We start from the raw sequence: 22,173 nt of genomic DNA on the forward strand, positions 1-22,173 counted from the left end.
CCGGGGGCGAGGAACAGGTAGGGGGTCCACCACCTGCGGTGGGGCAGCCCCGTGTCGGCCCCCGTGGCCCGGTCGGCCGCGGGCGGGCGTCCGTCCCCGCGGGCGCCGCCGCGGGCCTCGGCCCGGGCCGGGGTCAGGGTCACTTCCGCACCGCCGCGGCCAGCAGCCGGTTGGCCTCCTCCTGGGCCTTGCGCACCGCCGTCCGGGGGTCCTCGTCACCCTTGACGGCCTTCTGCATCTCGCGCGCCACCGCGTCGCCGACCTGGCTGGTCCACTCGACGGGCGTGTTGGCGTCCAGGTCCGCGGTGGCGAGTTGCCCGGCGCCGATCGCGCGGGCGAGGGTCTCGGCGTCCTTGCCGTCGCCCCGGTCGGAGAAGTACGGGTCGGCCAGGCCCTTGGCGTTGGAGGGGTAGATGGTGGCCTTCTTGGAGAACTCCACCTGGTTGGGGCCGTTGGTCACCCACTTGGCGAACTCGGCGGCGGCGTCCGGGTGGCGGGTGTCCTTCCTGATGCCGAGGGACTGGGCGTAGATGCCGATGTGGCCGAGGGTGCCGGTGACCGCGCCCGCGACGCGGGTCTGCGCGTAGACCTGGGGGGCGTTCAGCCTGATGTCCTTGACGAAGCCCGGGGAGCCGGGGCCGAAGACCAGCTTGCCGCCGCCGTAGAGCTGGTTGATGTCGTCGGCCTTCAGGAGGGACTCCTTGGGCATGGCGCCCTTGGCGTAGAGGTCCTTCATCCGCTCCGCCCACGCGACGGCCTTGTCGGTGTCGAAGGTGAAGCGGTCCCGCGAGGCGTTCAGGAGCGGGACGCCCATCTTCTGCCAGTCCCCGGGCAGCCGGCCCTTGGGGTCGGCCATGAAGGCGGAGTACCGGCCGCCCGAGCGGGCGGCGATCTGCTCGGCGTAGTCGAAGAACTGCTCGACGGTGGTGGGGGGCTTGTCCGCGTCGAGGCCGGCCTGGCGGAAGAGGTCCTGGTTGTAGGTGAGGATCTCGGGGGTCACGTACCAGGGGTAGGCGTACACGCCGTCGCCCTTGCCCGGGAGTCTGAACTGCTCCCAGGCGCCGGGGACGTAGTCCTTGGCGACGGCCGCGTCGAGCGTGGCGACGTCGGCGAGCATGCCGCGGTCGCCGAGCAGCTGGAAGGAGTCGGTGGAGAGGTTGACCACGTCGGGGAGGGCCCCGGCCTGGGCGTCGGCGACGAGCTTCTCGTTGTAGCCGTCGCCCGGGACGTCCTCCCACTTCACCTTGACGTCCGGGTACTTGCGCTCGAAGGAGTCGATGACCCCCTGGACGTATCCGGTGTACACCGGCTTGAGCTGGAGGGTACGGAAGGTGATCTCCCCGGCCACCCTGCCGGTCTTCTCCGCCTCCTTGGTGTCCCCCGCGCCGCCGAGGCCGCAGGCGGAGAGGGAGAGGAGGGATCCGGCCACCAGCGTGGCGAGGGCCGTACGGGTCAGCTGTGAACGAGTCATCGTCGCCGCCTTCCGGGGGAGTTCCGGCCTCGCTGCCGGAACGCTCCGCCCACGCTGTCCGGAAACCGAGACCCCGTCAACGAGCCCGAAAGCCCGCTGGCCGACGGCACATACGTCCCGAAACGAGACGGGTGACCTCGCCGGCTCCTTCAGTCCTTCACCGGGCACGGCATCGACCTGGACTGATGCGCTTTAGTCCAAAGGGCTCCGACGAACACCTGCCTTCGGTAACGAAAATGATGGGGCGTCAATGTTTGACTTCTTATCGATGGTTGTCCCAGGCCGGTACTAATGCGCTTTATCCCCGGGCTCCCGAAACCGCTTTACCCGCCGGTACGGCCCGTCCGCCCGGCACCCCGTACAAAACACCTTGTGCGGAGCCCGGCCGCCGCCTAGGTTCGTGGCCGAACCACGGCGTGTAGCTCAGCAGCAGAGCACCGGGCTTGCTTCCCGGAGGGCGCAGGGGCAGGACCTGCCACGCCGGCCATGAACGCACACGCTGACCAGCAGCTCCCGCACCCGTCCCCGTCCGTCTCCGCGTCCCCGTCCTACGCGGCGGACCGGCTCGCCCGGGCCCTGCGGACCTCGCTCACCCACGAGGACGCGGCCACCCGCGAGCGGGCCGGGGCCCGTGCCTGCCAGTGGCGGGACGTCCTGTCCGGCATGGCCGGGGGCACCCTGTCCATCGGATCGCGGACCCCCGTCGCCGCGCTGCCCGCCTGGGTCACGCCGGAGGTGGTCACCGGAGGCTTCGCGACCGGCTCGGCCGCGGCGGGCGGGCCGCTGCTGCCCCACGAGAAGGAGACCGCCCGGCGGGCCGGCGTACCGGCGACCCGGTCGGACCTCTTCGCCCACCACCTCACCGAGGACGGCCTGCGCGACCTCTGGTCCCTGCTCGACAGCGGCCACTACGAGGTGCACGCGCCCGAGGAGGCGGCGCTGGCGACGGTGGCGTGGCTGGTGCGCGCCGGCCGGTTCGACTCGGCCGCCGAACTCGTCGCGGAGATAGGCCCGTTCGCCGACCGGCTGCGGTTCGCCCCGCGGCCCGCCGACCGGCCCGCGCCCGGCGCGGACTGCATGCACCGCCGCACCGCGGGCGAGGCCGCCGCCACGCTGGCCCGCCGGGGGCCCCACCCGCAGGTGGAAGCGCAGCGCGAGGCCCTGTCCGTGTGGCGGCCGTTCGAGGACGAACTGCTCGCGCACCGGCTGGCGGCGGCGGGGCCGGACGCGCCTCCCCCGGGCTGGCGCGCCGAGGGGGCCGCGCTGCTGTCCCGGTACACCGCCCTCGCCGCCACGCACACCCGCTGCACCAAGCACCGGGACCCGAAGTCGAACGCGGCGATCCTGCGCCGCGCCCTGCGGGAGGAGCTCGCGGGCCGCGCCCTCGCGCCCCGCCTGGCCGGGCTGCTGCGGGTCGCCGTCTCCTCGATGGTCGCCAAGCGCGGCGTACCCGGCTCCCCCGGGCACGCCCGGCTGCGCCGGGCCCGGGCCGAGCACGCGGCGCTGCCCTCGCACCACGCGCTGGCCGCGCTGGTGCTGCGGCGGATCGCCCCGCTCGACGGGGAGCGCGGGATCCCGGACCCGGAGGCCGCGGTGGCTCCGGTGAGCGAGCGCGAGGCCGCGGAGACCGGGCTGCCCGTGGGCGCGGTGGTGCCGCCGGCCGTCGCCGCCACCGTCCGCGGCGCGCTCAGCGCCCCGCTGGAGGTGCTCGTGGAGCGGGGGGTGGTGCCGTCCGCCGAGGTGCTGGCCTCCCTGGTGCCGCAGCTCGTCGCCACGGTCACCGCCGAACGCTACGCCGACGGGCCGCTGCGGACCCTGATGGCGGCGACGTACCGCGCCTTCCGCCGCCGGCGCTCCCTGCTGCTGCTCGACCTGCAGAGCCAGGTACGGATCGGGGAACTCCCCTGGGTCCGGGCCGTCTCCGGCCACCTCGGGGACGGGGCGGCGGACGGGGAGCCGGCCCGGGAGGCCCTGCGCCGGCTCGGCGAACTGGCCGTGTGCGCCTTCCCGGCCACCGTGCTGCCCAATCCGCTGGTGCGGGAGCTGGGCGAGCTCGCCCGGCGGGCGGAGCTGGGCGCGCCGTTCGTGGAGGAGCTGGCCGCCGACATCTTCATGGGGACCTTCAGCCCGAAGTTCCTCGTCGCCGCGCGCATCGCCGCCGACCTCCTCGAAGGGAGCCTGTACGCGCGCTACTACGGCATCGACTACGCGGCGGTGCGCCGGATGGCGATCGCGCAGGCCACCGACGGTGCGCTGCGCGGCCACCCGGCCCGCACCGCGCCGGAGTTCGCCGCCCTGTGCGCGCGGCGGGCGGGTACCGCGACGCAGGGCTGGTCCACGGCGGCGAACGGCACCGTGATCGAGCAGGCCCAGATCCTGACCACGCACAACCTGGCCACGCTGGCCGCGCGGGCCCGGATCGCGCCGCCGCCCGGCTGGGCGCGCCTGGCGCGGGACTGCTTCGAGGCCGTGTGCCGGCTGCTGGCCCGGGTGGAGGGCAACCCGCGGCCGATGCCCACGATCAAGGACGCGGCGTACGCGTGGCGGCAGATGCTGTTCCACCTCTCGCTGTGCGAAGCGGCGGAGCGGGAGGCGGCCCTGGCCTGGATGGAGGCGGAGGGCGCACGCCGGTCCGGGCACGTACGGACCCTGCTGGCCCCGGCCCTCGCCGGGCTCCGCCTGGTCGCCGACGGCGGTTCCTTCGGCGCGGACGGCACCGCCGACGGCGGCCGGGCCCGCCGGCTGCTGGGCTGGAGCACCGCCCGGCACTGGATGCGGGGCAGCCGACTGCCCGGGTAGCCGGCTGCCCGCGGGGGCGGGAGCGACGGCAGGGGGTCAACTCCCCTCCGGTGGGCGACGGAACCTCCGGGACGCCCGGGCGGTCAACCCCGTGCACCCGGTACGTCCACCGTCCGGGTGGTCGGCGCGTCCGCCGTCCCGGGAGACCGCCGGGCGGGGCGGCCGGTAACACGCGGAGCGGGCGGCCGGCGGGGCATCCCGCAGGGCCGACCCGAACGGATCATGGGTTTTGCCTTGATCAACGCAATGTGATGCATTGATCACCCACTGCTTCCGTCTGCTCCGTGAAGGAACCCCATGCGTACGGTCCGCGAGTCGGTCCTGGACGTCCTGCGCACCCGCGGGATGACCACGGTGTTCGGGAACCCGGGCTCCACCGAACTGCCCATGCTCAAGCACTTCCCCGAGGACTTCCGCTACGTACTGGGCCTGCAGGAGGCCGTCGTCGTGGGCATGGCCGACGGCTTCGCCCTCGCCTCCGGCAGCACCGCCCTGGTCAACCTGCACACCGGCCCGGGGACGGGCAACGCGATGGGCGCGATCATCAACGCCCGCGCCAACCGGACCCCGATGGTGGTCACCGCCGGGCAGCAGGTCCGGGCGATGCTCACCATGGAGGCCCTGCTGGCCAATCCGCAGTCCACCCTCCTGCCCCAGCCCGCGGTCAAGTGGGCGTACGAGCCGCCGCGTCCGGCGGACGTGGCCCCGGCCCTCGCCCGCGCGGCCCAGATCGCCGAGACGCCGCCGCAGGGGCCCGTGTTCGTCTCGCTGCCGATGGACGACTTCGACGTGGTGATCGACGAGGCCGAGGACCGGGCCGCGCAGCGGACCGCCGCGCGCACCGTCACCCACGCGGCCGTTCCGTCCGCCGAGGCGGTACGGGCGCTGGCCGCCCGCCTGGCGGGTGCCCGCAGCGCCGTCCTCGTCGTCGGCAACGACGTGGACGCCGGCGGGGCCTGGGAGGCGGTCGTGGACCTGGCCGACCGCACCGGACTGCCCGTGTGGTCGGCGCCCACCGAGGGCCGGTGCGCCTTCCCCAAGTCCCACCCCCGCTACCGGGGGACGCTGCCGCCGGCCATCGCGCCGCTCGCGCGCTGCCTGGAGGGCCACGACCTGGTCCTCGTCATCGGCGCGCCGGTGTTCTGCTACTACCCGTACGTCCCCGGCGCCTACCTGCCCGAGGGCACCGAGCTGGTCCAGCTCACCCGCGACGCCGAGGAGGCGGCCCGCGCCCCCGTCGGGGACGCGCTGGTCGCCGACCTGGCGCTGACCGTACGGGCGCTGCTGGCGGAGCTGCCGGAGCGGCGGACCCCCGATGCCGCGCCCCGCATCGAGCGGGCCGTCTCCTACGCGGAGACCGACGGGGTGCTGACCCCGCTCGCCGCGATGTCGGCGATCGCCCAGGGCGCCCCCGAGAACACCCTCTGGATCAACGAGTCGCCCTCCAACCTCGGCCAGTTCCACGACGCGACCCGGATCAGCACCCCCGGCTCCTTCCTCTTCACCGCGGGCGGCGGCCTGGGCTTCGGGCTCGCCGCCGCCGTCGGGGCGCAACTCGGCGCCCCCGACCGGCCGGTGGCCTGCGTCATCGGCGACGGCTCGACCCATTACGCCGTCCAGGCGCTGTGGACCGCGGCCGCCTACCGGATCCCGGTGACCTTCGTCGTCCTGAGCAACCAGCGCTACGCCATCCTCCAGTGGTTCGCCCAGGTCGAGCGGGCCCAGGGCGCGCCCGGCCTGGAGATCCCGGGACTGGACATCACCTCGATCGCCACGGGTTACGGCGTACCGGCCCACCGGGCGACCGGCGCGGGCGAACTCACCAAGCTCGTAAGGGAGTCGGCGCTCCAGCAGGACGGACCGGTGCTCATCGACGTGCCCGTCGCCACCGAACTCCCCTCGATGTAGCCCCAGCCCAGCCCCAGGCTCCGAGGCCACCCCCGCAGTCTCCCCGCACGTCCCGGAAGGCCGGCATGCCCCCCACCACCGACACGCCCCTCCTGCTGTCCACGCTCCGCTCCGCGCTCCCCGACGAGGCCCTGCTCACCGACCCGGCGGCGCTGGCGGCGCACTCCCGGGACTCCGCGCCCTTCTCCGCCTGCGGGACCCCGGCCGTCGTCGCCGTCCCGCGGACCGCCGAGCAGGTCGCGCACGTCATGCGCACCTCCTACGCGCTCGGCGTGCCGGTCGTACCGCAGGGCGCCCGGACCGGTCTCGCGGGCGCCGCGAACGCGGTCGACGGCTGCATCGTGCTGTCCACGGCCGCGATGGACCGGATCCTGTCCGTCGACCCGGCCAACCGGCTGGTGCGCTGCGAACCGGGGGTGACCACGCGCCGCCTGGCCGACGCCGTCGCCGAGCACGGGCTGACGTACCCGCCGGACCCCGCCTCCTGGGAGCGGTGCACCATCGGCGGGAACATCGCCACCGGCGCGGGCGGCATCTGCTGCGTGAAGTACGGGGTGACCGCCGACTACGTCCTCGGCCTGGACCTCGTCCTGCCCGACGGCCGCCGGCTGCGCACGGGCCGGGACACCGTCAAGGGCGTCGCCGGCTACGACCTCACCCGGCTGGTCGTCGGCTCCGAGGGCACCCTGGCCGTGGTCGTCGGGGCCACCCTGGCCCTGCGGCCCGCCCGGCCGCCGGCCCTCTCCCTCCTCGCGCAGTTCCCCTCCCTCAAGGCGGCCGGCGAGGCCGTCGCCGCGATCACCGCCGCGGGCCACACCCCGTCCGCGCTGGAACTCCTCGACCGGGCCACCACGGAGGCGGTCGTGGACCTCGGCCGCCACCGGCTGCTGCGCACCGGGAGCGCCGCCACGCTGATCGTGGAGAGCGACAGCGCGGACCCCTCGGCGGACCTGACCTCCATGGAGCTGCTCTGCAAGGAGGCCGGGGCCGACCACATCACCGCCGCCGCCACCGCCGAGGAGGCCCGGGAGATCATCGAGGCGCGCCGCCTGGTCAGTCCGGCGCTCGCCGCGTACATGGCCTCCCGGGGCGGTGGGCTGACCGCCTTCATCGAGGACGTGGCGGTCCCGCGGTCCGCGCTGGCGGAGCTGGTGGGGCAGATCGAGCGGATCGCCGGGCACCACCGGCTCCAGATCTTCACCCTCGGCCACGCCGGGGACGGGAACCTGCACCCCACCGTCGTCTTCGACGAGTCCGACCCGGACGAGTCGGCCCGCGCCCGGTCGGCCTACGACGACATCATGGAGGCCGGCCTGGCCCTGGGCGGGACGACCACCGGGGAACACGGCGTCGGCACCCTGAAGCGGGACTGGCTGGAGCGCGAACTGGGCCCGGTTTCCCTGGAGTTGCAGCGGGGCCTCAAGCGGCTCTTCGACCCGCGCAACCTCCTCAACCCCGGAAAGGTGGTCACGGCATGACCCAGTCCGCCGAGACCGGGACCGGGACCGAGATCGGGACCGCCGGGACCGGGGCCCGCCCGGCGCCCTCCCCGCTGCCCCCCGTCCGGGCGGGGCTGGCCGAGACCGTCCGCTTCGTCGCCACGCACACCCTGCCCGTGTTCGTCCGGGGCGTCGCCAACCCCCGGTTCGGGGTGATGTCCCTGTACTCCCGCGTCAACCAGCCGGCCTGGTCGAACGCGACGCTGCGCGCCATGAGGGCCCGGCACCGCGGGGCACCCGTCATGGTGCGCGCGCTGTCCGGCGAGATGCTGGTCCTGCTGGACCAGGCCGACGTCCGGCGGTTCTTCGAGGAGCCGGTGTCCACGCTCGCCATGGACGCGAAGGACAAGTACGACAGCCTCTCGGTGTTCGAGCCGACGGGCGTGATCTGCTCGCACGGCCCGGTGCGCGAGGACCGGCGGCGGGTCAACGACCACGCGCTCGCCGCCGACCGGCAGGTGCACCCCTCCTGCAAGGAGTTCCGTACGGTCGTCGAGGAGGAGTGCCGGCGGCTGACCGAGCGGAGCGTCGTCGGCTTCCCGCTCTTCTGGAAGACCATGACCCGCATCTCCCGGCGGGTGGTCCTCGGCGACCAGGCCGCCGAGGACCAGGAGCTGTCCGACCGGCTCGTGACCCTGCGCGGGCACGCCAACTGGATGGGCCGCCGGCGCCCGGAGGCGGCGAAGGCCCTCTACGCCGAGGTCGAGGACCGGATCGCCCGGTACGCGGCCACCGCGCCCGCCCACACCCTGGCGGCCCGCGCGCTGAGCGAGCCCTCCCCGGACGGCACGGACCCGCTCGGGCAGGCCCACCACTGGCTGCTCGGCGTGGACCTCGCCGCGCCGGTGGTGCTGCGCACCCTCTTCCTGCTGGCCCACCACCCCGCGGAGCAGGAGGCTGCGCACGCCGACGCGGCGGCCGGCACGGAGGGGCTGCCGCGGCTGCGGGCCTGTCTGGAGGAGTCGGTCCGGCTGTACCCGATCGTCCCGGACCTGGTACGGGTCACCCGGACCGAGACCGAGTGGCGCGGGGTGCGCTACCCGGCCGGGACCAACGTCCTCGTCCCGATGGGCTTCCACCAGCGCGATCCCGAACAGGTCGACGGCGGCAACCTCTTCGCGCCCGGCCGCTGGCTGGTGCCGGACGTGCACGGGGACACCCGGGTGGCCCCGTTCAGCCACGGCGGGGCCCGCTGCCCGGGCGAGCACATCGCCCTGCTGCTGACCTCCCTGGTCTGTGCCGAGGTGCTGCGCGGCCACCGCATCACCGCGGCCCGCCCGGCCCTCGACGTGGCGCGCCCGCTGCCCGGGATCCTCGACACGGCCGCCCTCCGCCTGCGCCTCACCCGCCGCTGAACCGACCCGTGAGCCAGGGCCCGGGCGCCCCGGAGGCGCACCGGGCCCCAGAGAGGGAGTGCCATGTCCCCAGCCGTCCCGTCCGTCACCGAACCGGACGTCGCCTCGTTGCACGCGGTCTGCGCCGAGCTGGCCGAGGCCGCCGACGCCGTGCGGGAGGCCGCCCGTTACGCCTCCCGCGTCGCCCTGGGCCCGCGCCCGCCGGCCGCCGCGGCCGGACCCCGCCGCCGCCGTGGCGACCGGCGGGAACTGGTGTCCGCGCTGACGGACCCCCGGGGCTTCGGCTGGGCCCCGCACGGCCGCCATCCGCTGGCCGGGGCGCTCTGGCTGGCGGGCGTACTGACCAGCAGGGAGAGCCTGGCGGTGAGTCTGGCCGTCGAGGGGCTCAAGGCCCGGATCCGGGCGGCGTCGGTGCGCCACCCGGAACTGCTGGAGAACCCGACCACCTCCAGGGTGCTGCGCGCCATCGACGAGGACCGGCAGGCCGAGGCGGTACGGGTGTTCAAGACGCTGCTGACGGAGAAGGGCGCCGAGTACGCGCTGGCGCTGCTGGCACCGTCCTTCGCCGACATCATGGCCTGGAACGCGCTGACCGACGAGAACCCCTTCAACGACAACGCGGGCTGGCAGATCGCCACGGGCCGCCCGCTGACCTCGGACTACTTCCTCGGGATCAGCTCGGCGCTCTGGTCGGTGCTGGACCGGGGCGCGGGACGGGCCGAACCGCACACCGCGTCGGCCGAACTGCTGGAGGGCCTCGACACCTCCGGCACGATCGTGGGCTACGTCCGCAACATCGGGCGCATCGGCACCGGTGGTCTGCTGCTGGTGCAGCAGGTGGCCGGGCCGGACGGCGTGGGCCGCTACGTCGTCCAACTGGCCGGCATGGGCGCGGCGTTCAACGCGCAGGGCCCGCAGGACCTGGTGGGCGCCATCGACGCGGTGGCCTCCCGCGAGACCCCGTACACCCGGGCGGTGGTCAAGGCGCTGCGCCGGCTGGTGCCCTCCGGCACGGAGGTGGCCCTGGTGGGCCACAGCCAGGGCGGGATCACCGCCATGAACCTGGCGTCGAGCCGGGACTTCAACGCGCTGTACACCGTGACGCACGTGATCGCGATCGGTTCGCCCGTCGACCACAAGCGGGCCGCCGACCCGCGGACGCGGGTGGTGTCCCTGGTCAACGAGCACGACATCGTGCCCAGCCTGGAAGGGCGTTCGGCGGTCTCCCCCTACGCGCCGCCCGCCGGGTTCACCGAGTTCACCTGGGCCGACGACACCCACGCCTTCCCGCTGTGCCACGCCGCCGAGCGGTACGCGCACAACCTCGAACACGACGTCCCGCACGCACGGGCGCACGTCGACTCCGAACTCGCCCCGTTCCGCGGCCGGGTCACCGGCACGCACCTCTTCACCCTCCACGACCGCTGAGGACCCCGATGACCGAGACCACCCCCCGGCCCGCCGAGCAGAGCGCTCCCCCGCCGCCCCCGCGGGCGCAGGAGCGGGACGGGAGCACGGACGGCGGGCCGCCGCTGCCCGGCCGGCCCCGCCGCACGCCCCCGCCACCGGAGCCGTACGGGCCGCCCGGGGTCCTGGAACGGCTGGAGTCCGCCGCCTTCTCCCTGATCAACCGCAGCTACGAGTGGCACGAACTGCCCGCTCCGATCGGACTGCTGAACCTGGCGGTGCTCCGCGAGGACCTGCGCCGGCACAATCTGCACGACACCTTCGGGGCGGGCGGCGAACGGGACCGGCGCCCCACCGAGCAGCCGGCGCCGTACCGTTCGTACGACGGCTCGGGCTACGACCCGTACGACGTGGACATGGGCCGGGTCGGCACCCGGCTGGACCGCAACGCGCCGCTGCACATGGCCTTCCCCGACGGGGAGGACCTGATGGCGCCCAGCCCCCGCGAGGTCAGCCGGCAGCTGCTGGCCCGGCGGGGTTTCGTCCCGGCCCCGACGCTGAACCTGCTGGCCGCGGCGTGGATCCAGTTCCAGAACCACGGCTGGGCCAACCACGGCGACAACGAGGAGGCCGAGCCGTTCACCGTCCCGCTCGCCGCGGACGACGACTGGGCGGAGCAGGGCGGCGGCTGCCCGATGCGGGTGAACCGCACCCGCCCCGACCCCGTCTCCCACACCACGCCCTCCGCCCCGCCGACGTACGAGAACACGGTCACCCACTGGTGGGACGGTTCGCAGATCTACGGCTCGGACGAGGCCCGCTGCCGCTCGCTGCGCACCGGGGAGCACGGGCACCTGATCCTCGACGACGGCCGGCTGCCCGCCGACCCCCGGCCGGGGATGGGCTGCCTGGACGCCACGGGCATGAACAGCGACTACTGGGCCGGGCTCTCGCTGCTGCACACGCTCTTCGCCAAGGAGCACAACTCCATCTGCGACCTGGTCCGTTCGCACCATCCCACCTGGGACGACGAGCGGCTCTTCCACACGGCGCGGCTGGTGAACACGGCGCTCATGGCGAAGATCCACACGGTGGAGTGGACCCCGGGGATCCTCGACACCCCGGTGCTGCGGCATTCGATGAACGCCAACTGGCACGGACTGCTGCCGCGCTGGGTGACGCGCCGGTTCGGCCGGATCGGCGGCGAGGCCCTGAGCGGCATCCTCGGTTCGCGCACCGACCACCATTCCGCGCCGTTCTCCATGACGGAGGAGTTCGTCTCGGCGTACCGGCTGCACCCGCTGATCCCCGACGAGATCACCGTCCGCGACCACCGGCGCGGCGAGAAGCGGGACGTCATCGGTTTCGACGACATGCAGGGGGCCACGACCCGCACCTCGGTCGACGCCTACGGGACGAGCGACCTGCTGTACACCTTCGGCGTCACGCACCCCGGCGCCCTGGTCCTGCACAACCACCCGGACGCGCTGCGCAACCTCAAGCGCCTCTCGGGCGAGCACGTCGACCTCGGGACCGTGGACATCCTGCGCGACCGCGAGCGCGGGATCCCCCGGTACAACGCCTACCGGCAGATGCTGCGCAAGCGGCCCGTGACCTCCTTCGAGGAGCTCACGGGCGGCCACCCGGGCGACACCCCGCTGCTGCGGGAGCTCTACGACGGCCGGCTCGACCGGGTGGACACCCTGGTCGGGAACCTCGCCGAACCGCGCCCGGCGGGCTTCGGGTTCAGCGACACCCTCTTCCGGATCTTCATCCTGATGGCCAGCCGGCGCCTGAAGAGCGACCGCTTCTTCACCACCGACTACCGGCCGGAGGTGTACACGGCGGAGGGGCTGCGCTGGATCGACCGGAACTCGATGGTCACGGTGCTGCTGCGGCACCACCCCGAACTGGCGCCCGCGCTGGCCGGGGTGAGCAACGCCTTCGCGCCGTGGAAGGAGCGGTCGTGAGCGGGCGGCCCGATCCGGCGGAGGGGCTGCGCGCCCACGCCGCCGCGCTGCGCGACCGGGCCCTGCGGCTGCGCGGCGCCTGTGAGCGCCTCGACTGGAAGGGCGCGCAGGCGGACGCCTTCCGGGCCCGGGTGGACGAGCTGGCCCTGCGCTGCGACACGGCCGCGGCGGGACTGTCCCGTTCCGCCTCCCGGCTGGACGGCCGGCCGGGAGGCGGGTGACGCCCCGCCGAGGGGCCTACTTCATGCGGTACTCGGCCTTGTCCGCGAGCTTCCCGTCCTTGAAGCAGAAGCGCAGCACGTCCTTGCCGCCGTCGTCGGTGGAGAGGTACCAGGCGCACGTGCTGCCCGCGGGCTCGGCCGGACCGCCCTCCTTGAGGGTCTCCTTGACGAAGCTCTCGCCCGAGGGCAGCTTGCCGCGGACCTGGTCCTCGGGGTCGCCGACCTTGGCCTCCGTGAAGACCTTCGGGTCGACGAGGGTCTTGTCGGCGACGTCGACGACCTTGGAGACGCCGAACAGGAGCGCGGCCGCGAATCCGATCCCCACCACCAGCGCCACGCCGCAGCCGATCAGACATCCCTTGCGCTGAGCCATCGCCCGTTTCCTCCGTGCCGTCGCGTTCCGGCGTTTTCCGCCGTCGTGCCGACCTTCGCAGCGGGCGGGGCGTGCCCGCTGTCCCCCAAAGTCTTCGGCCGCCGCGACGATCGTCGTTCGAGGTCGGGTACCCGGGGTCCGTGTATACAGGGTGGGAAGGACGATCCGGACGAACCGAGAGGAACCCACTGTGAGTGAGACCATCGAGCCCCTGATCGTCGTCGGGGTGGACGGTTCGGCCCACTCGAAGGAGGCGCTGCGCTGGGCGGTCGGCCAGGCCAGGGCCACCGGGAGCCGGGTGCACGCCGTCATGAGCTGGCAGTGGAACACCAATCCGTTCGCGGTGGGCACCGTGGAGCAGGCGGAGCTGGTGTCCGCCGAGGAGGGCGCGCGGCAGCGGCTGGCGGACACCGTCGCCGAGGCGGTCGGCACCTCGCCCGGCGTCCCGGTCTTCCGCCGGGTCGAACAGGGGCCCCCGGCCCAGGTCCTGGTGGAGGCTTCCCGGGAGGCGGAGCTGACGGTGGTGGGCACGCGCGGGTACGGCGGGATCAAGGGCGCCCTGCTGGGCTCGGTGAGCCAGCAGGTCGTCCAGTACGCCGCGAGCACGGTGGTCGTCGTCCGCGACGAGCAGGCCCCCGAGGGGGCTTGAGCCCGGCCACGGCACTAGGCCGTCCGGGCCTCCGCCGGTTCCCGCAGGTCGGCGGGGTCGGTGTTGGCGCCGCACAGGACGACGGCGACGCGCTCGCCCAGGGGCCGCTCCGCGGTGCGCAGGGCCGCGAGGGCGGTGGCGGCCCCGGCCTCGACCGCGATGCGGTGTTCCTCCCACAGGGCCCGGCGGGCGGCGGTGATGGCCTCGTCCGGGACCAGGACCGAGGTGGCGTTCCCGGCGCGGGCGGCGGCCAGGGCGTCGGCAGAGACCCGGGTGGCGCCCAGGGAGTCGGCGGCCACGGAGGAAACGGGGACGTCGACGGGGCGGCCCGCCTCCAGGGCGGCGTTCAGGGCGCGGCAGTGCTCCGGCTCGGCCGCGACCACCCGTACGCCGTGCGCGCGGGCAGCGGTGGCGACGCCGGCGAACAGTCCGCCGCCGCCGACCGCGACGACGACGGTGTCCAGGCCCGGCAGGGCGGCCCGGACCTCCTCCAGCAGGGTTCCGGCCCCGGCGGCCACGAGGGGGTGGTCGTAGGCGTGGCTGCTCAGGGCTCCGCTGCCGGCGGCGAACTCCCGGCAGGCGGCGAGCGCTTCGGCGTAGCGGTCCCCGACGAGCCGTACGTCGGCGCCGTAGCCGCGCAGCCGTTCCACCTTGACGCGCGGCGCGTTGACGGGGAGGAACACGGTGGCGGGAACCCCGTGCGCGCGGGCCGCCCAGGCACAGGCGAGGCCCGCGTTGCCGCCGGAGGCGATGGTGACCCCGGCGGCGGGCAGGGCGCCGGCCTCACGGTGGGCCGCGAGGAAGTTGTGGGCGCCGCGGGCCTTGAAGGAGCCGGTGTGCTGGAGGTACTCCAGGGCGTACCAGACCCCTTCGGCGGCGGGCACGACGGCGGCGGGGCGGATCGTCCCCGCCACCCGTCGGGCGGCGGCGCGGACGGCTGCGTGGTCGAGCTGCTGTTCCATGGTCGGACTGCCTTTCAGACGGCGGGCCGGGCGGCCTCGATGAGCTGGCGCAGGGCGCCGTAGTACACCTCGTGGTCGGTCAGCGGGGGCAGGACTTCGGCCAGTCCGCCGGAGAGCACCGGGAACTCGGCCGGATCCAGCGCGGCGAGCGCGGCGCGCGAGGCGGCGGTGACGGCACCCGGGTCCCGGTGGTCGACGAAGGCGGCGCTGCCCAGGGTGAGCAGGTACATGCGGCGGTAGACGGTCATCGCCTCGGCGGCGCTCATCCCGGCGGCGACGCTGTCGGCGAGGGCGGGTTCGACGAGGCGGGCCAGCAGCTGGCGGCCGAGCCAGGGGCGGCCGCCGCGCAGCACGAGGAGTCCGGGGTGGGCGGTGAGCAGCCGGTACAGGGCCCCGAACCGCCGCTCGGTGGCCTCGGCCCAGTCGGTGCCGGCGGGGATCTCGGGGAGCTGGGCGGCGAGGTGTTCGGTGCACAGGTCCAGCAGTCCGGCGAGGTCGGCGCAGCGGCGCTGGACGGTGGCGTGGGAGACGTCGAGCCGGTCGGCGAGGGCGCGGAAGCTGAGGGCCCCGGGGCCTTCCTCGTCGAGGATGCGCAGGGCGGTGAGGGCAATGGCCTCCGGTGTCGCCCGGTCCAGGGCGGTGGATCTCCTCGGCATGAGATACAGCGTATCAGCCGGTGGCACATACGCCGTATCACCGAGTCGGCGACTCCCGGTCCCGCTCCCGACTGCACCCATATTGCTGGTCATCGACGCGGAAACATCGACTTATGTTGACAGCGGGTAGTCGCACCGCTGCACTGGGCGCACGAACGCCCCCGCCGTACGCCACCACGCCAAGGAGACCCCGTGCCGTCTCGCCTGCGCGCCTCGCTCCCCTGTCTGACCGCGGCCGCCCTGCTCGCCCTCGCGCTCTGCCCAGCCCCGGCGGCCGCCGGGCCGACGGCGACCGGGGACACCCCGCTCGCCCTCACCCCGCCCATGGGGTGGAACAACTGGGCGCACTACATGTGCGAAATCGACGAGGCCACCGTGGTCGCCAACGCGGACGCGCTGGTCTCCAGCGGGCTCGCCGCCAAGGGCTACGACACGGTGACCGTCGACGACTGCTGGATGGAGAAGAGCCGCGACGCCCAGGGGAACCTGGTCGTGGACACCGCGAAGTTCCCGCACGGCATGGCCTGGCTCGGCGCGTACCTGCACGGCAAGGGGCTGAAGTTCGGCATCTACGAGGACGCCGGATCCCTCACCTGCGAGCGCTACCCCGGCAGCGGCGCCCCCGAGGGCGGCGGCGCGGACCACTACGCCCGCGACGCCCGGCAGTTCGCGTCCTGGAACGTGGACTACGTGAAGATGGACGGCTGCAACCTGTGGGTGCCGCCCGGCAGGACCAAGGAGGAGGCCTACCGCGACGCCTACAACTCCGTCGCCCGCGCGCTGCGCGACAGCGGCCGCCCGATGGTGCTCTCGGCCTCCGCACCCGCCTACTTCCAGCAGGGCGAATGGGGCGGCTCCGACTGGCACAAGGTGCTCGACTGGGTCGGCGAGACCGGCCAGTTGTGGCGCGAGGGCCGCGACATCAAGGTGTACAAGCCGTCCTCCCCCGCCACCTCGCGGTGGAGCTCCGTACTCGGCAACTACGGATACAACCGGTGGCTCGGCCGCTACGCGGGCCCCGGCAACTGGAACGACCCCGACTTCCTGATCGCCGGCGCCCCGGGGCTGACCGACGCGGAGAGCCGCAGCCAGGTCGGGCTGTGGGCGATGATGGCGGCCCCCTTCATCCTGTCCTCCGAGGTCTCCGAACTGACCCCGGGCGGGCTGGCCGCCCTCGGCAACACCCGCCTGATCGCCCTCGACCAGGACCCCATGGGCCGGCAGGGCGCGGTCGTCTCCTCCAACGCCACCTTCGACGTGCTGGTGCGGCCGCTGGCGAACGGCGACCGGGCGGTGGCCGTGCTCAACCGCTCCGCCGCCGCCCGGGACGTCTCGGTGCCGCTCGCCGACATCGGGCTGCGCGCCTGCACGGTGGACGCCGAGGACCTGTGGAGCGGGCGGACCGAGGAGGTCTCCGACGCGTTGACCGGGCGGCTCGCCGCACACGACACGGCGCTCTGGCGGCTCACCCCGCACGGCTGCGCCGAGGCCGTGCCCACCGGCCAGCTCAACGGCCTCGGTGCCGCGTGCGCCGACGGGGCCAACACCACCGGCGTCGGCGCGGTGGTCCTGGCCGGGTGCACCGCCGGAGGCGACCAGCGCTGGACGCTGGGCGGCGGCGGACGGGTGCGGCTGGACGGGAAATGCCTGACGGCGGGCGGGGGCGCGGCCGTGGAGCTGGCCGAATGCGCCCCCGGGCGCCAGGCGGGGCAGAGCTGGCACCACCGGCGCGACGGGGCCCTGGTCGAGGAGACGAGCGGCCAGTGCCTGACCGCCCCCGCCGCGCCCGCGACGGCGGACGCCGTGGCCGAGCGACTGCGGCTGGCCCCCTGCGGTGACCACCGCGCCGACCAGGCCTGGTCCCTGCCGGTCTGACGGGTCACTACCGCCGACTCGGGAGCGCCCCCGGGTCCGGATACCTCACTTAATCCGGAAGCGCTCGCGACACGCCGTATCGCTCACCCTCCCGGGGGATTCGTCCTACCCGGACGGGGGAGATCGGATCCGGGGACTCCCTCGCGGTGGAGGCGCTGGGTTGACTGGCCCGGACGTGCCGGGGGCGGCCGCCGCGGCGGCCGCCCCTTTCCGACGCCCACGGGCCAGAGGCCGACAGGAGTGCAGCGAGATGTCCGAGACCGAGCAGGAGCGGCCCGCCCCGGCCACCGCACCGGGTACGGCGGGTGACGCGGGCGGCGCGGCGACGCCCGCGGCGTCGGCCCTGGAGCTGCTGACCCTCCTGGTGGGCGGGCCCGACGGCCCCGCCGACGCGCGGTTACCCGGGCCCGCCGCCCCTGCCCATCCGGAGCGGCTCACCGACGGGGTGGTGGAGCTGCGCAAACGCGGGGAAATGGCCACCCGGCCGACTGGGCCTGAGGCCGGGGACCGCCTGGCGGAGATGGCCCGCCGGGCGGCGGAGCGGGCCGGCCGGCCCCGTGCCTGAGCGCCCCGCCGGACCCGGCCGCGTACGGGACCGAGCCGCCGGCGCGGCGGCTCCGAATCGTCCATGGGGCGTACGGGGGTCGCAACGGCCGCGCCCCTCACGGAGGATCGGTGCGTGAACGACATGACACGGGCCCGGGCCGACGAGGATCTGGCCGCCGCCCTCGGCAGGGTAGCCGGGGGTGACGAGGCGGCCTTCGTCTCGGTGTACGAGGCGGTGAGCCCGGCCGTGCTCGGCGTGACGAGCGCCGTGCTCCGCGACCGGGCGCAGGCGGAGGAGGTGACCCAGGAGGTGTTCGTCGAGGTGTGGCGCACCGCCGGGCGCTACCGCCGCGAGCGGGGCGGCGTACGGACCTGGGTGCTGACGATGGCCCACCGGCGTGCGGTGGACCGGGTGCGCTCCGCGCAGGCCTCGGCCGACCGGGAGCGGCGGGCGGCGCGGCTGGAGGCGGCGCTGCCGGAGTTCGACGAGGTGACCGAGGCCGCGCTGGAGCACGAGGAGCGGGCGCGGGTGCGGCGGTGCCTGGCGGGGCTGACCGACCTCCAGCGGCAGTCGGTGGTCCTGGCCTACTACCGGGGGCGGACCTGCCGCGAGGTGTCCGAGTCGCTGTCGGTACCGCTGGGTACCGTGAAGACGCGGCTGCGGGACGGTCTCCTGCGGCTGCGCGACTGTCTCGGGGTGAGCGGCTGATGGGCACGGAGAACCCGCACGAGGCGACGGCGGCGTACGTGCTGGACGCGCTGGCGGAGCCGGAGCGCGCCGCCTTCGAGGCACATCTGGAGACCTGCCCGGACTGCGCCCGTGAGGTACGGGAGTTCGCGGCGACGGCGGCCCTGCTCGGCGCCGCGGCCGCGGTGGAGCCCCCGCCCGCGCTCCGCGGGGCCGTGCTGCGGCGGATCCGGGAGCTCCCGGCCGGTGCGGAACCGGAGCCCGGGGCGGCCCGGGGCGCCGGTCCCGAAACGGAACCGGCGCCGGAACCGGAGCCGGGGCCGGCCCGGCACCGGGCCCCGCGGCACCGGGCGTGGTCCCGATGGGCCCTGGCGGCCTGCCTCGCGGTGGCGGCCGGGCTGGGCGGGGTCGCGGCCTGGCAGTACCAGCGGGCGGACACCGCGCGGCAGCAGGCCCGGGCCGCGGAGGCGCGGGAGGCGGCGCTGGCCGGGGTGCTGTCCGCCCCCGACGCCCGCCTGGCGTCCGGCCGGATCCCTGACGGCGGTACGGGGACCGTGGTGCTCTCCCGTGAACGGGACGGGGCGGTGTTCGTGCCCTCGGGGATGGCGGCGCCCCCGGCGGGGCGGGTCTACCAGCTGTGGTTCGCCGGTCCTGGCGGCATGCGCCCGGCGGGCCTGATGGACCCCGCCCGGCCCGGTGCCCCGGCGCTGCTGGCGGGCCCGGTGGGCGGGGCCACCGGGGTCGGCGTCACCGTGGAGCCCGAGGGCGGTTCCGCCGCCCCGACGACGGCTCCCCTGGTCCTCCTGGTCCTGCCCGGCGCCCGGACCGCGTAGCCGGCCCGGCAGGTTCCGGTTCCGGCGTCCGGCGTCCGGCGTCCGGCGCGGAACAGTGGAAGGGTGGGGAAGGACCGGCTCCGCGCGGCGGTGCGTGCCCGCCGGGAGCGTGCGGTGGAGGTGAGCGGCGATGGAACCCGTGGAACGTGCGCGCGGTGCCCGCCCGCTCTGGCCGGCCGGAGCCGTCTGCGGGCTCGTGGCGGCGTTCGCCGGACTGGCGGTGGCATCGCTGGCGGCGGTGGCCGTCCGGCCCGAGTCGGCCCCGCTCACCGCGGTCGGCGGGGCCGTGGTGGACCGTACGCCGGCCGCGGTCAAGGAATGGGCGATCCGGACCTTCGGCACCTCCGACAAGCCCGTGCTGACGCTCGGGATCACGGTGGTGCTCGCGGTCCTCGCCGCCGCGACGGGCGTGCTCGCCGTGCACCGGCTCCATACGGGCCTGGCGCTCGCCGGTGCGGTGGGCGTCCTGGGGGCGGTGGCCGCGCTCGGCCGCCCGGAGGCGAGCTGGCGGGACGCCCTGCCCTCGCTCGCGGGCGGGGCGGTCGCGGCCGGAGTGCTGTACCTGCTGGTGACCACCCTGCGGCGGCCCCGCCCCGCGCCGGGGCGGCCCGGCGGCACCTGGCCCATGGACCGGCGGGGCTTCGGCCGGATCGTGACGGCCACCGTCGCCGCCTCGGCGGTGGCCGGCCTCGCCGGGCGCCGCCTCGGCGCCCACGGCTCGGCGCGGGCCACCGCCTCCCGGGCGGACCTCGTCCTGCCGCCTCCGGCCGTCCCCGCGCCGCCCGTACCCGCCGGGGCGGACCTGCCGATCCCCGGCCTCTCCCCGTTCATCACCCCCACCGGGGACTTCTACCGCGTGGACACCGCCCTGGTCGTCCCCCGGGTGGACGCCGGCACCTGGCGGCTCACGCTCCGCGGGGACGGGGTCGCCCGCCCCCTGAGCCTGGACCTGCGGACCCTGCTCGCCCGGCCGCTGGTCGAGCACGACGTCACCCTGACCTGCGTCTCGAACGAGGTCGGCGGCCCGTACGCGGGCAACGCCCGCTGGCTCGGCGTCCGCCTGGCCGACCTGTTGCGCGAGGCGGGTGTGCGGCCGCCCTCCGAGGGCGGCCCCGCCGACCAGTTGGTGGCCCGCTCGGTCGACGGGATGACCATCGGAACGCCCGTCGAGGCCGTCATGGACGGCCGGGACGCGCTGCTCGCCGTCGGGATGAACGGCGCGCCGCTCCCCTTCGCGCACGGCTTCCCGGTCCGGATGGTCGTACCGGGCCTGTACGGGTACGTGTCCGCCTGCAAGTGGCTGACCGAGCTGCGCCTCACCACCTTCGCCGCCTACGACGCGTACTGGGTGCGGCGGTCCTGGGCGCAGCAGGCCGTCGTCAAGACGCAGTCGCGGATCGACACCCCGCGTCCCTTCGGCCGGGTGTCACCCGGGCGGGTGATGGTGGCCGGGGTGGCGTGGGCGCAGCACCGGGGGATCTCCCGGGTGGAGGTGCGGGTCGACGACGGGCCGTGGAGCCCGGCCCGGCTGGCGGCGGCCGACGGCGTCGACACCTGGCGGCAGTGGGTGTGGCCCTGGGACGCCGTTCCCGGAGGGCACACGCTCCAGGTCCGGGCCACGGACGGCTCGGGACGGACCCAGACGGGCACCCGCTCCGGAACCCTCCCGGACGGGGCGACGGGCTGGCACACGGTCACCGTGGACGTCCGCCCGCTGTGATCCGGGGCGGCCGGGGACGGCGGCGGGTCCGTCCCGGCGCCCGCGGCGACACGGCGCGGGCCCGCGCCCCGGGCCCGCGGGCGCCGTACATTGAGGGCCCCGTCAGGACGCCGCGAGCCTGCCGTCCCGCCCTCCCGCACGTCAGGAGCCGACGCCGTGGAGCTGACCAGTACCGCGTTCCTCGTCACGCTGATCGCGGTCACGGTGCTGGCCGTGCTGCTGGCGCTGCTGCTGTGGAACCGGGTCCCGGGGCCCGCTCCGGTGCGGTGGACGGCGCGGGTGCTGATGATCGGGCTGTGCCAGCTGACGGCGATCTGCGTGGTCGCCGCGTGGATCAACGGCAGCTTCGGGCTGTACGCCTCGTGGGACGACCTGCTGGGCACCGGGAACGGGCAGGACGCCTCCGCGATGACGGGGCCGCCGGTCGGCCGGGCCAAGTTCACGCAGGGCGCCGACGGCACCCTCAGCACGTACGTCCGGGGCAGTCACTCGAAGCTCGCCGGGCAGGTGATCGTGTGGACTCCCCCGGCCTACGACGCGCCGGGGGCGGACCGGACCCGGTTCCCGGTGGTGATGCTGCTGCACGGCTACCCGGGTACGCCTCGTTCCTGGATGGACCTGGGGTCCATGCCCGGGGCGCTGGAGCGGCTGGTCCGGCTCGGCGAGGCGCGCCCGTTCATCCTGGTGATGCCGGAGATCTATCCGGGCGGGGTGAACACCGACTGCAGCGACACCCCGCAGCGCAAGATCGCGACCTGGCTCGCCCGGGACGTGCCGGACCTGGTCGCGAAGAACTTCCATACGCTGCCCGAGCCGAAGGGGTGGGGGCTGATGGGCGTGTCGACCGGGGCGTTCTGCGCGGCGAAGCTGCCCTTGCAGTACCCGAAGGTGTTCCGGGCGGGCGCGGCCCTGGACCCCGATCCGCTGACCGGGGACGCGGGGGTGCTGGCCGATCCCGGGCTGCGCGAACGCAACAGCCCGGCGTGGCTGCTGGGGCACACCAAGGGGGCGGACGTCGGGCTGTTCCTGGCCACCTCCGCCCAGGACAAGGAGAGCCCGCCGCGGCAGCTGGCGGACTTCGCCCGCGCGGCGCGGGGCACCGGCGTACGGGTGAAGACGCTCGTCCGCCCGGCCGGCGGGCACAACTTCCAGACGTGGAGCGGGATGTACCCCGACGCCCTGGGCTGGCTCAGCACCGAACTCTCCCCGCCCGCGCCCGCCTCGTAGGGCGGTACGGGACC

18 protein-coding genes and 1 tRNA gene are annotated in these 22,173 nt (G+C 75.1%); 15 read left to right on the forward strand and 4 right to left on the reverse strand.

Translation table 11 applies throughout. From position 1 onward, the window contains the following. Positions 1-139 precede the first annotated feature (139 nt). A complete protein-coding gene (locus SLAV_RS06730; RefSeq protein WP_051840094.1) occupies positions 140-1,471 on the reverse strand; it encodes an ABC transporter substrate-binding protein in 1,332 nt (443 codons plus the stop codon). A gap of 412 nt (positions 1,472-1,883) precedes the next feature. Here SLAV_RS06730 and SLAV_RS06735 point away from each other — a divergent pair. The 8 genes from SLAV_RS06735 (at position 1,884) to SLAV_RS06770 (ending at position 12,630) form a co-directional block, all read left to right on the forward strand. After that, positions 1,884-1,958: transfer RNA gene (locus SLAV_RS06735), tRNA-Ala, on the forward strand. Beyond that, the gene (locus SLAV_RS06740) at positions 1,958-4,270 is read left to right on the forward strand and encodes an ATP-binding protein (protein WP_030224430.1); all 2,313 of its coding nucleotides are present in this window, start codon (positions 1,958-1,960) and stop codon (positions 4,268-4,270) included. The genes SLAV_RS06735 and SLAV_RS06740 overlap by 1 nt, the downstream gene beginning before the upstream one ends. Before the next feature lie 297 nt (positions 4,271-4,567). Beyond that, complete coding sequence (gene mdlC / locus SLAV_RS06745) at positions 4,568-6,178, forward strand: benzoylformate decarboxylase (protein ID WP_030224433.1); 1,611 nt, start codon at positions 4,568-4,570, stop codon at positions 6,176-6,178. Positions 6,179-6,243: 65 nt separating this feature from the next. Continuing rightward, positions 6,244-7,656 carry an FAD-binding oxidoreductase gene (locus tag SLAV_RS06750; RefSeq protein ID WP_030224434.1) on the forward strand — a complete coding sequence of 471 codons (1,413 nt, stop codon included), beginning with the start codon at positions 6,244-6,246 and terminating at the stop codon, positions 7,654-7,656. Continuing rightward, positions 7,653-9,032 (forward strand): cytochrome P450, encoded by a 1,380-nt coding sequence (locus SLAV_RS06755; protein ID WP_030224436.1) that lies wholly within the window; start codon positions 7,653-7,655, stop codon positions 9,030-9,032. The genes SLAV_RS06750 and SLAV_RS06755 overlap by 4 nt, the downstream gene beginning before the upstream one ends. A 63-nt stretch (positions 9,033-9,095) precedes the next feature. After that, complete coding sequence (locus SLAV_RS06760; protein ID WP_030224438.1) at positions 9,096-10,460, forward strand: alpha/beta hydrolase family protein; 1,365 nt, start codon at positions 9,096-9,098, stop codon at positions 10,458-10,460. Positions 10,461-10,468: 8 nt separating this feature from the next. After that, entirely contained in the window at positions 10,469-12,409 is a 1,941-nt protein-coding gene (locus tag SLAV_RS06765; protein ID WP_199922103.1) for a peroxidase family protein, read from the forward strand. Beyond that, complete coding sequence (locus SLAV_RS06770; protein ID WP_030224442.1) at positions 12,406-12,630, forward strand: hypothetical protein; 225 nt, start codon at positions 12,406-12,408, stop codon at positions 12,628-12,630. The genes SLAV_RS06765 and SLAV_RS06770 overlap by 4 nt, the downstream gene beginning before the upstream one ends. 16 nt (positions 12,631-12,646) lie before the next feature. Here SLAV_RS06770 and SLAV_RS06775 read toward each other — a convergent pair whose 3' ends face one another. Continuing rightward, positions 12,647-13,003: a hypothetical protein gene (locus tag SLAV_RS06775; protein WP_030224444.1), complete on the reverse strand. Its 357-nt coding sequence runs from the start codon at positions 13,001-13,003 to the stop codon at positions 12,647-12,649. A 190-nt stretch (positions 13,004-13,193) separates the two neighbouring features. Between SLAV_RS06775 and SLAV_RS06780 the strand changes: the two genes are divergently transcribed. Then, positions 13,194-13,652 carry a universal stress protein gene (locus SLAV_RS06780; RefSeq protein WP_030224446.1) on the forward strand — a complete coding sequence of 153 codons (459 nt, stop codon included), beginning with the start codon at positions 13,194-13,196 and terminating at the stop codon, positions 13,650-13,652. A gap of 14 nt (positions 13,653-13,666) precedes the next feature. On the opposite strand, the gene SLAV_RS06785 is transcribed toward SLAV_RS06780, so the two are convergent. Beyond that, the gene (locus SLAV_RS06785) at positions 13,667-14,614 is read right to left on the reverse strand and encodes a serine/threonine dehydratase (protein WP_030224449.1); all 948 of its coding nucleotides are present in this window, start codon (positions 14,612-14,614) and stop codon (positions 13,667-13,669) included. A gap of 14 nt (positions 14,615-14,628) precedes the next feature. Beyond that, positions 14,629-15,270, reverse strand: a complete 642-nt coding sequence (locus SLAV_RS06790; RefSeq protein WP_030224451.1) for a TetR/AcrR family transcriptional regulator — start codon at positions 15,268-15,270, stop codon at positions 14,629-14,631. Between the two features lie 192 nt (positions 15,271-15,462). Between SLAV_RS06790 and SLAV_RS06795 the strand changes: the two genes are divergently transcribed. The 6 genes from SLAV_RS06795 to SLAV_RS06820 all read left to right on the forward strand — a co-directional run bounded on the left by SLAV_RS06795 (position 15,463) and on the right by SLAV_RS06820 (position 22,159). Then, positions 15,463-17,145, forward strand: coding sequence for a ricin-type beta-trefoil lectin domain protein (locus SLAV_RS06795; RefSeq protein WP_234333340.1), 1,683 nt, complete (start codon positions 15,463-15,465; stop codon positions 17,143-17,145). A gap of 250 nt (positions 17,146-17,395) precedes the next feature. Beyond that, a complete protein-coding gene (locus SLAV_RS06800) occupies positions 17,396-17,710 on the forward strand; it encodes a hypothetical protein (protein WP_030224456.1) in 315 nt (104 codons plus the stop codon). 123 nt (positions 17,711-17,833) lie between these two features. Further along, complete coding sequence (sigK, locus tag SLAV_RS06805; RefSeq protein ID WP_030224458.1) at positions 17,834-18,400, forward strand: ECF RNA polymerase sigma factor SigK; 567 nt, start codon at positions 17,834-17,836, stop codon at positions 18,398-18,400. Beyond that, positions 18,400-19,212, forward strand: a complete 813-nt coding sequence (locus SLAV_RS06810; RefSeq protein WP_030224463.1) for an anti-sigma factor — start codon at positions 18,400-18,402, stop codon at positions 19,210-19,212. The genes sigK and SLAV_RS06810 overlap by 1 nt, the downstream gene beginning before the upstream one ends. A 130-nt stretch (positions 19,213-19,342) precedes the next feature. Continuing rightward, positions 19,343-20,932, forward strand: coding sequence for a molybdopterin-dependent oxidoreductase (locus SLAV_RS06815; protein ID WP_051840097.1), 1,590 nt, complete (start codon positions 19,343-19,345; stop codon positions 20,930-20,932). 156 nt (positions 20,933-21,088) lie between these two features. After that, complete coding sequence (locus SLAV_RS06820) at positions 21,089-22,159, forward strand: alpha/beta hydrolase (protein WP_030224466.1); 1,071 nt, start codon at positions 21,089-21,091, stop codon at positions 22,157-22,159. Positions 22,160-22,173: the final 14 nt, after the last annotated feature.

The organism is Streptomyces lavendulae subsp. lavendulae, assembly GCF_002803845.1.
Lineage (GTDB): Bacteria > Actinomycetota > Actinomycetes > Streptomycetales > Streptomycetaceae > Streptomyces > Streptomyces lavendulae.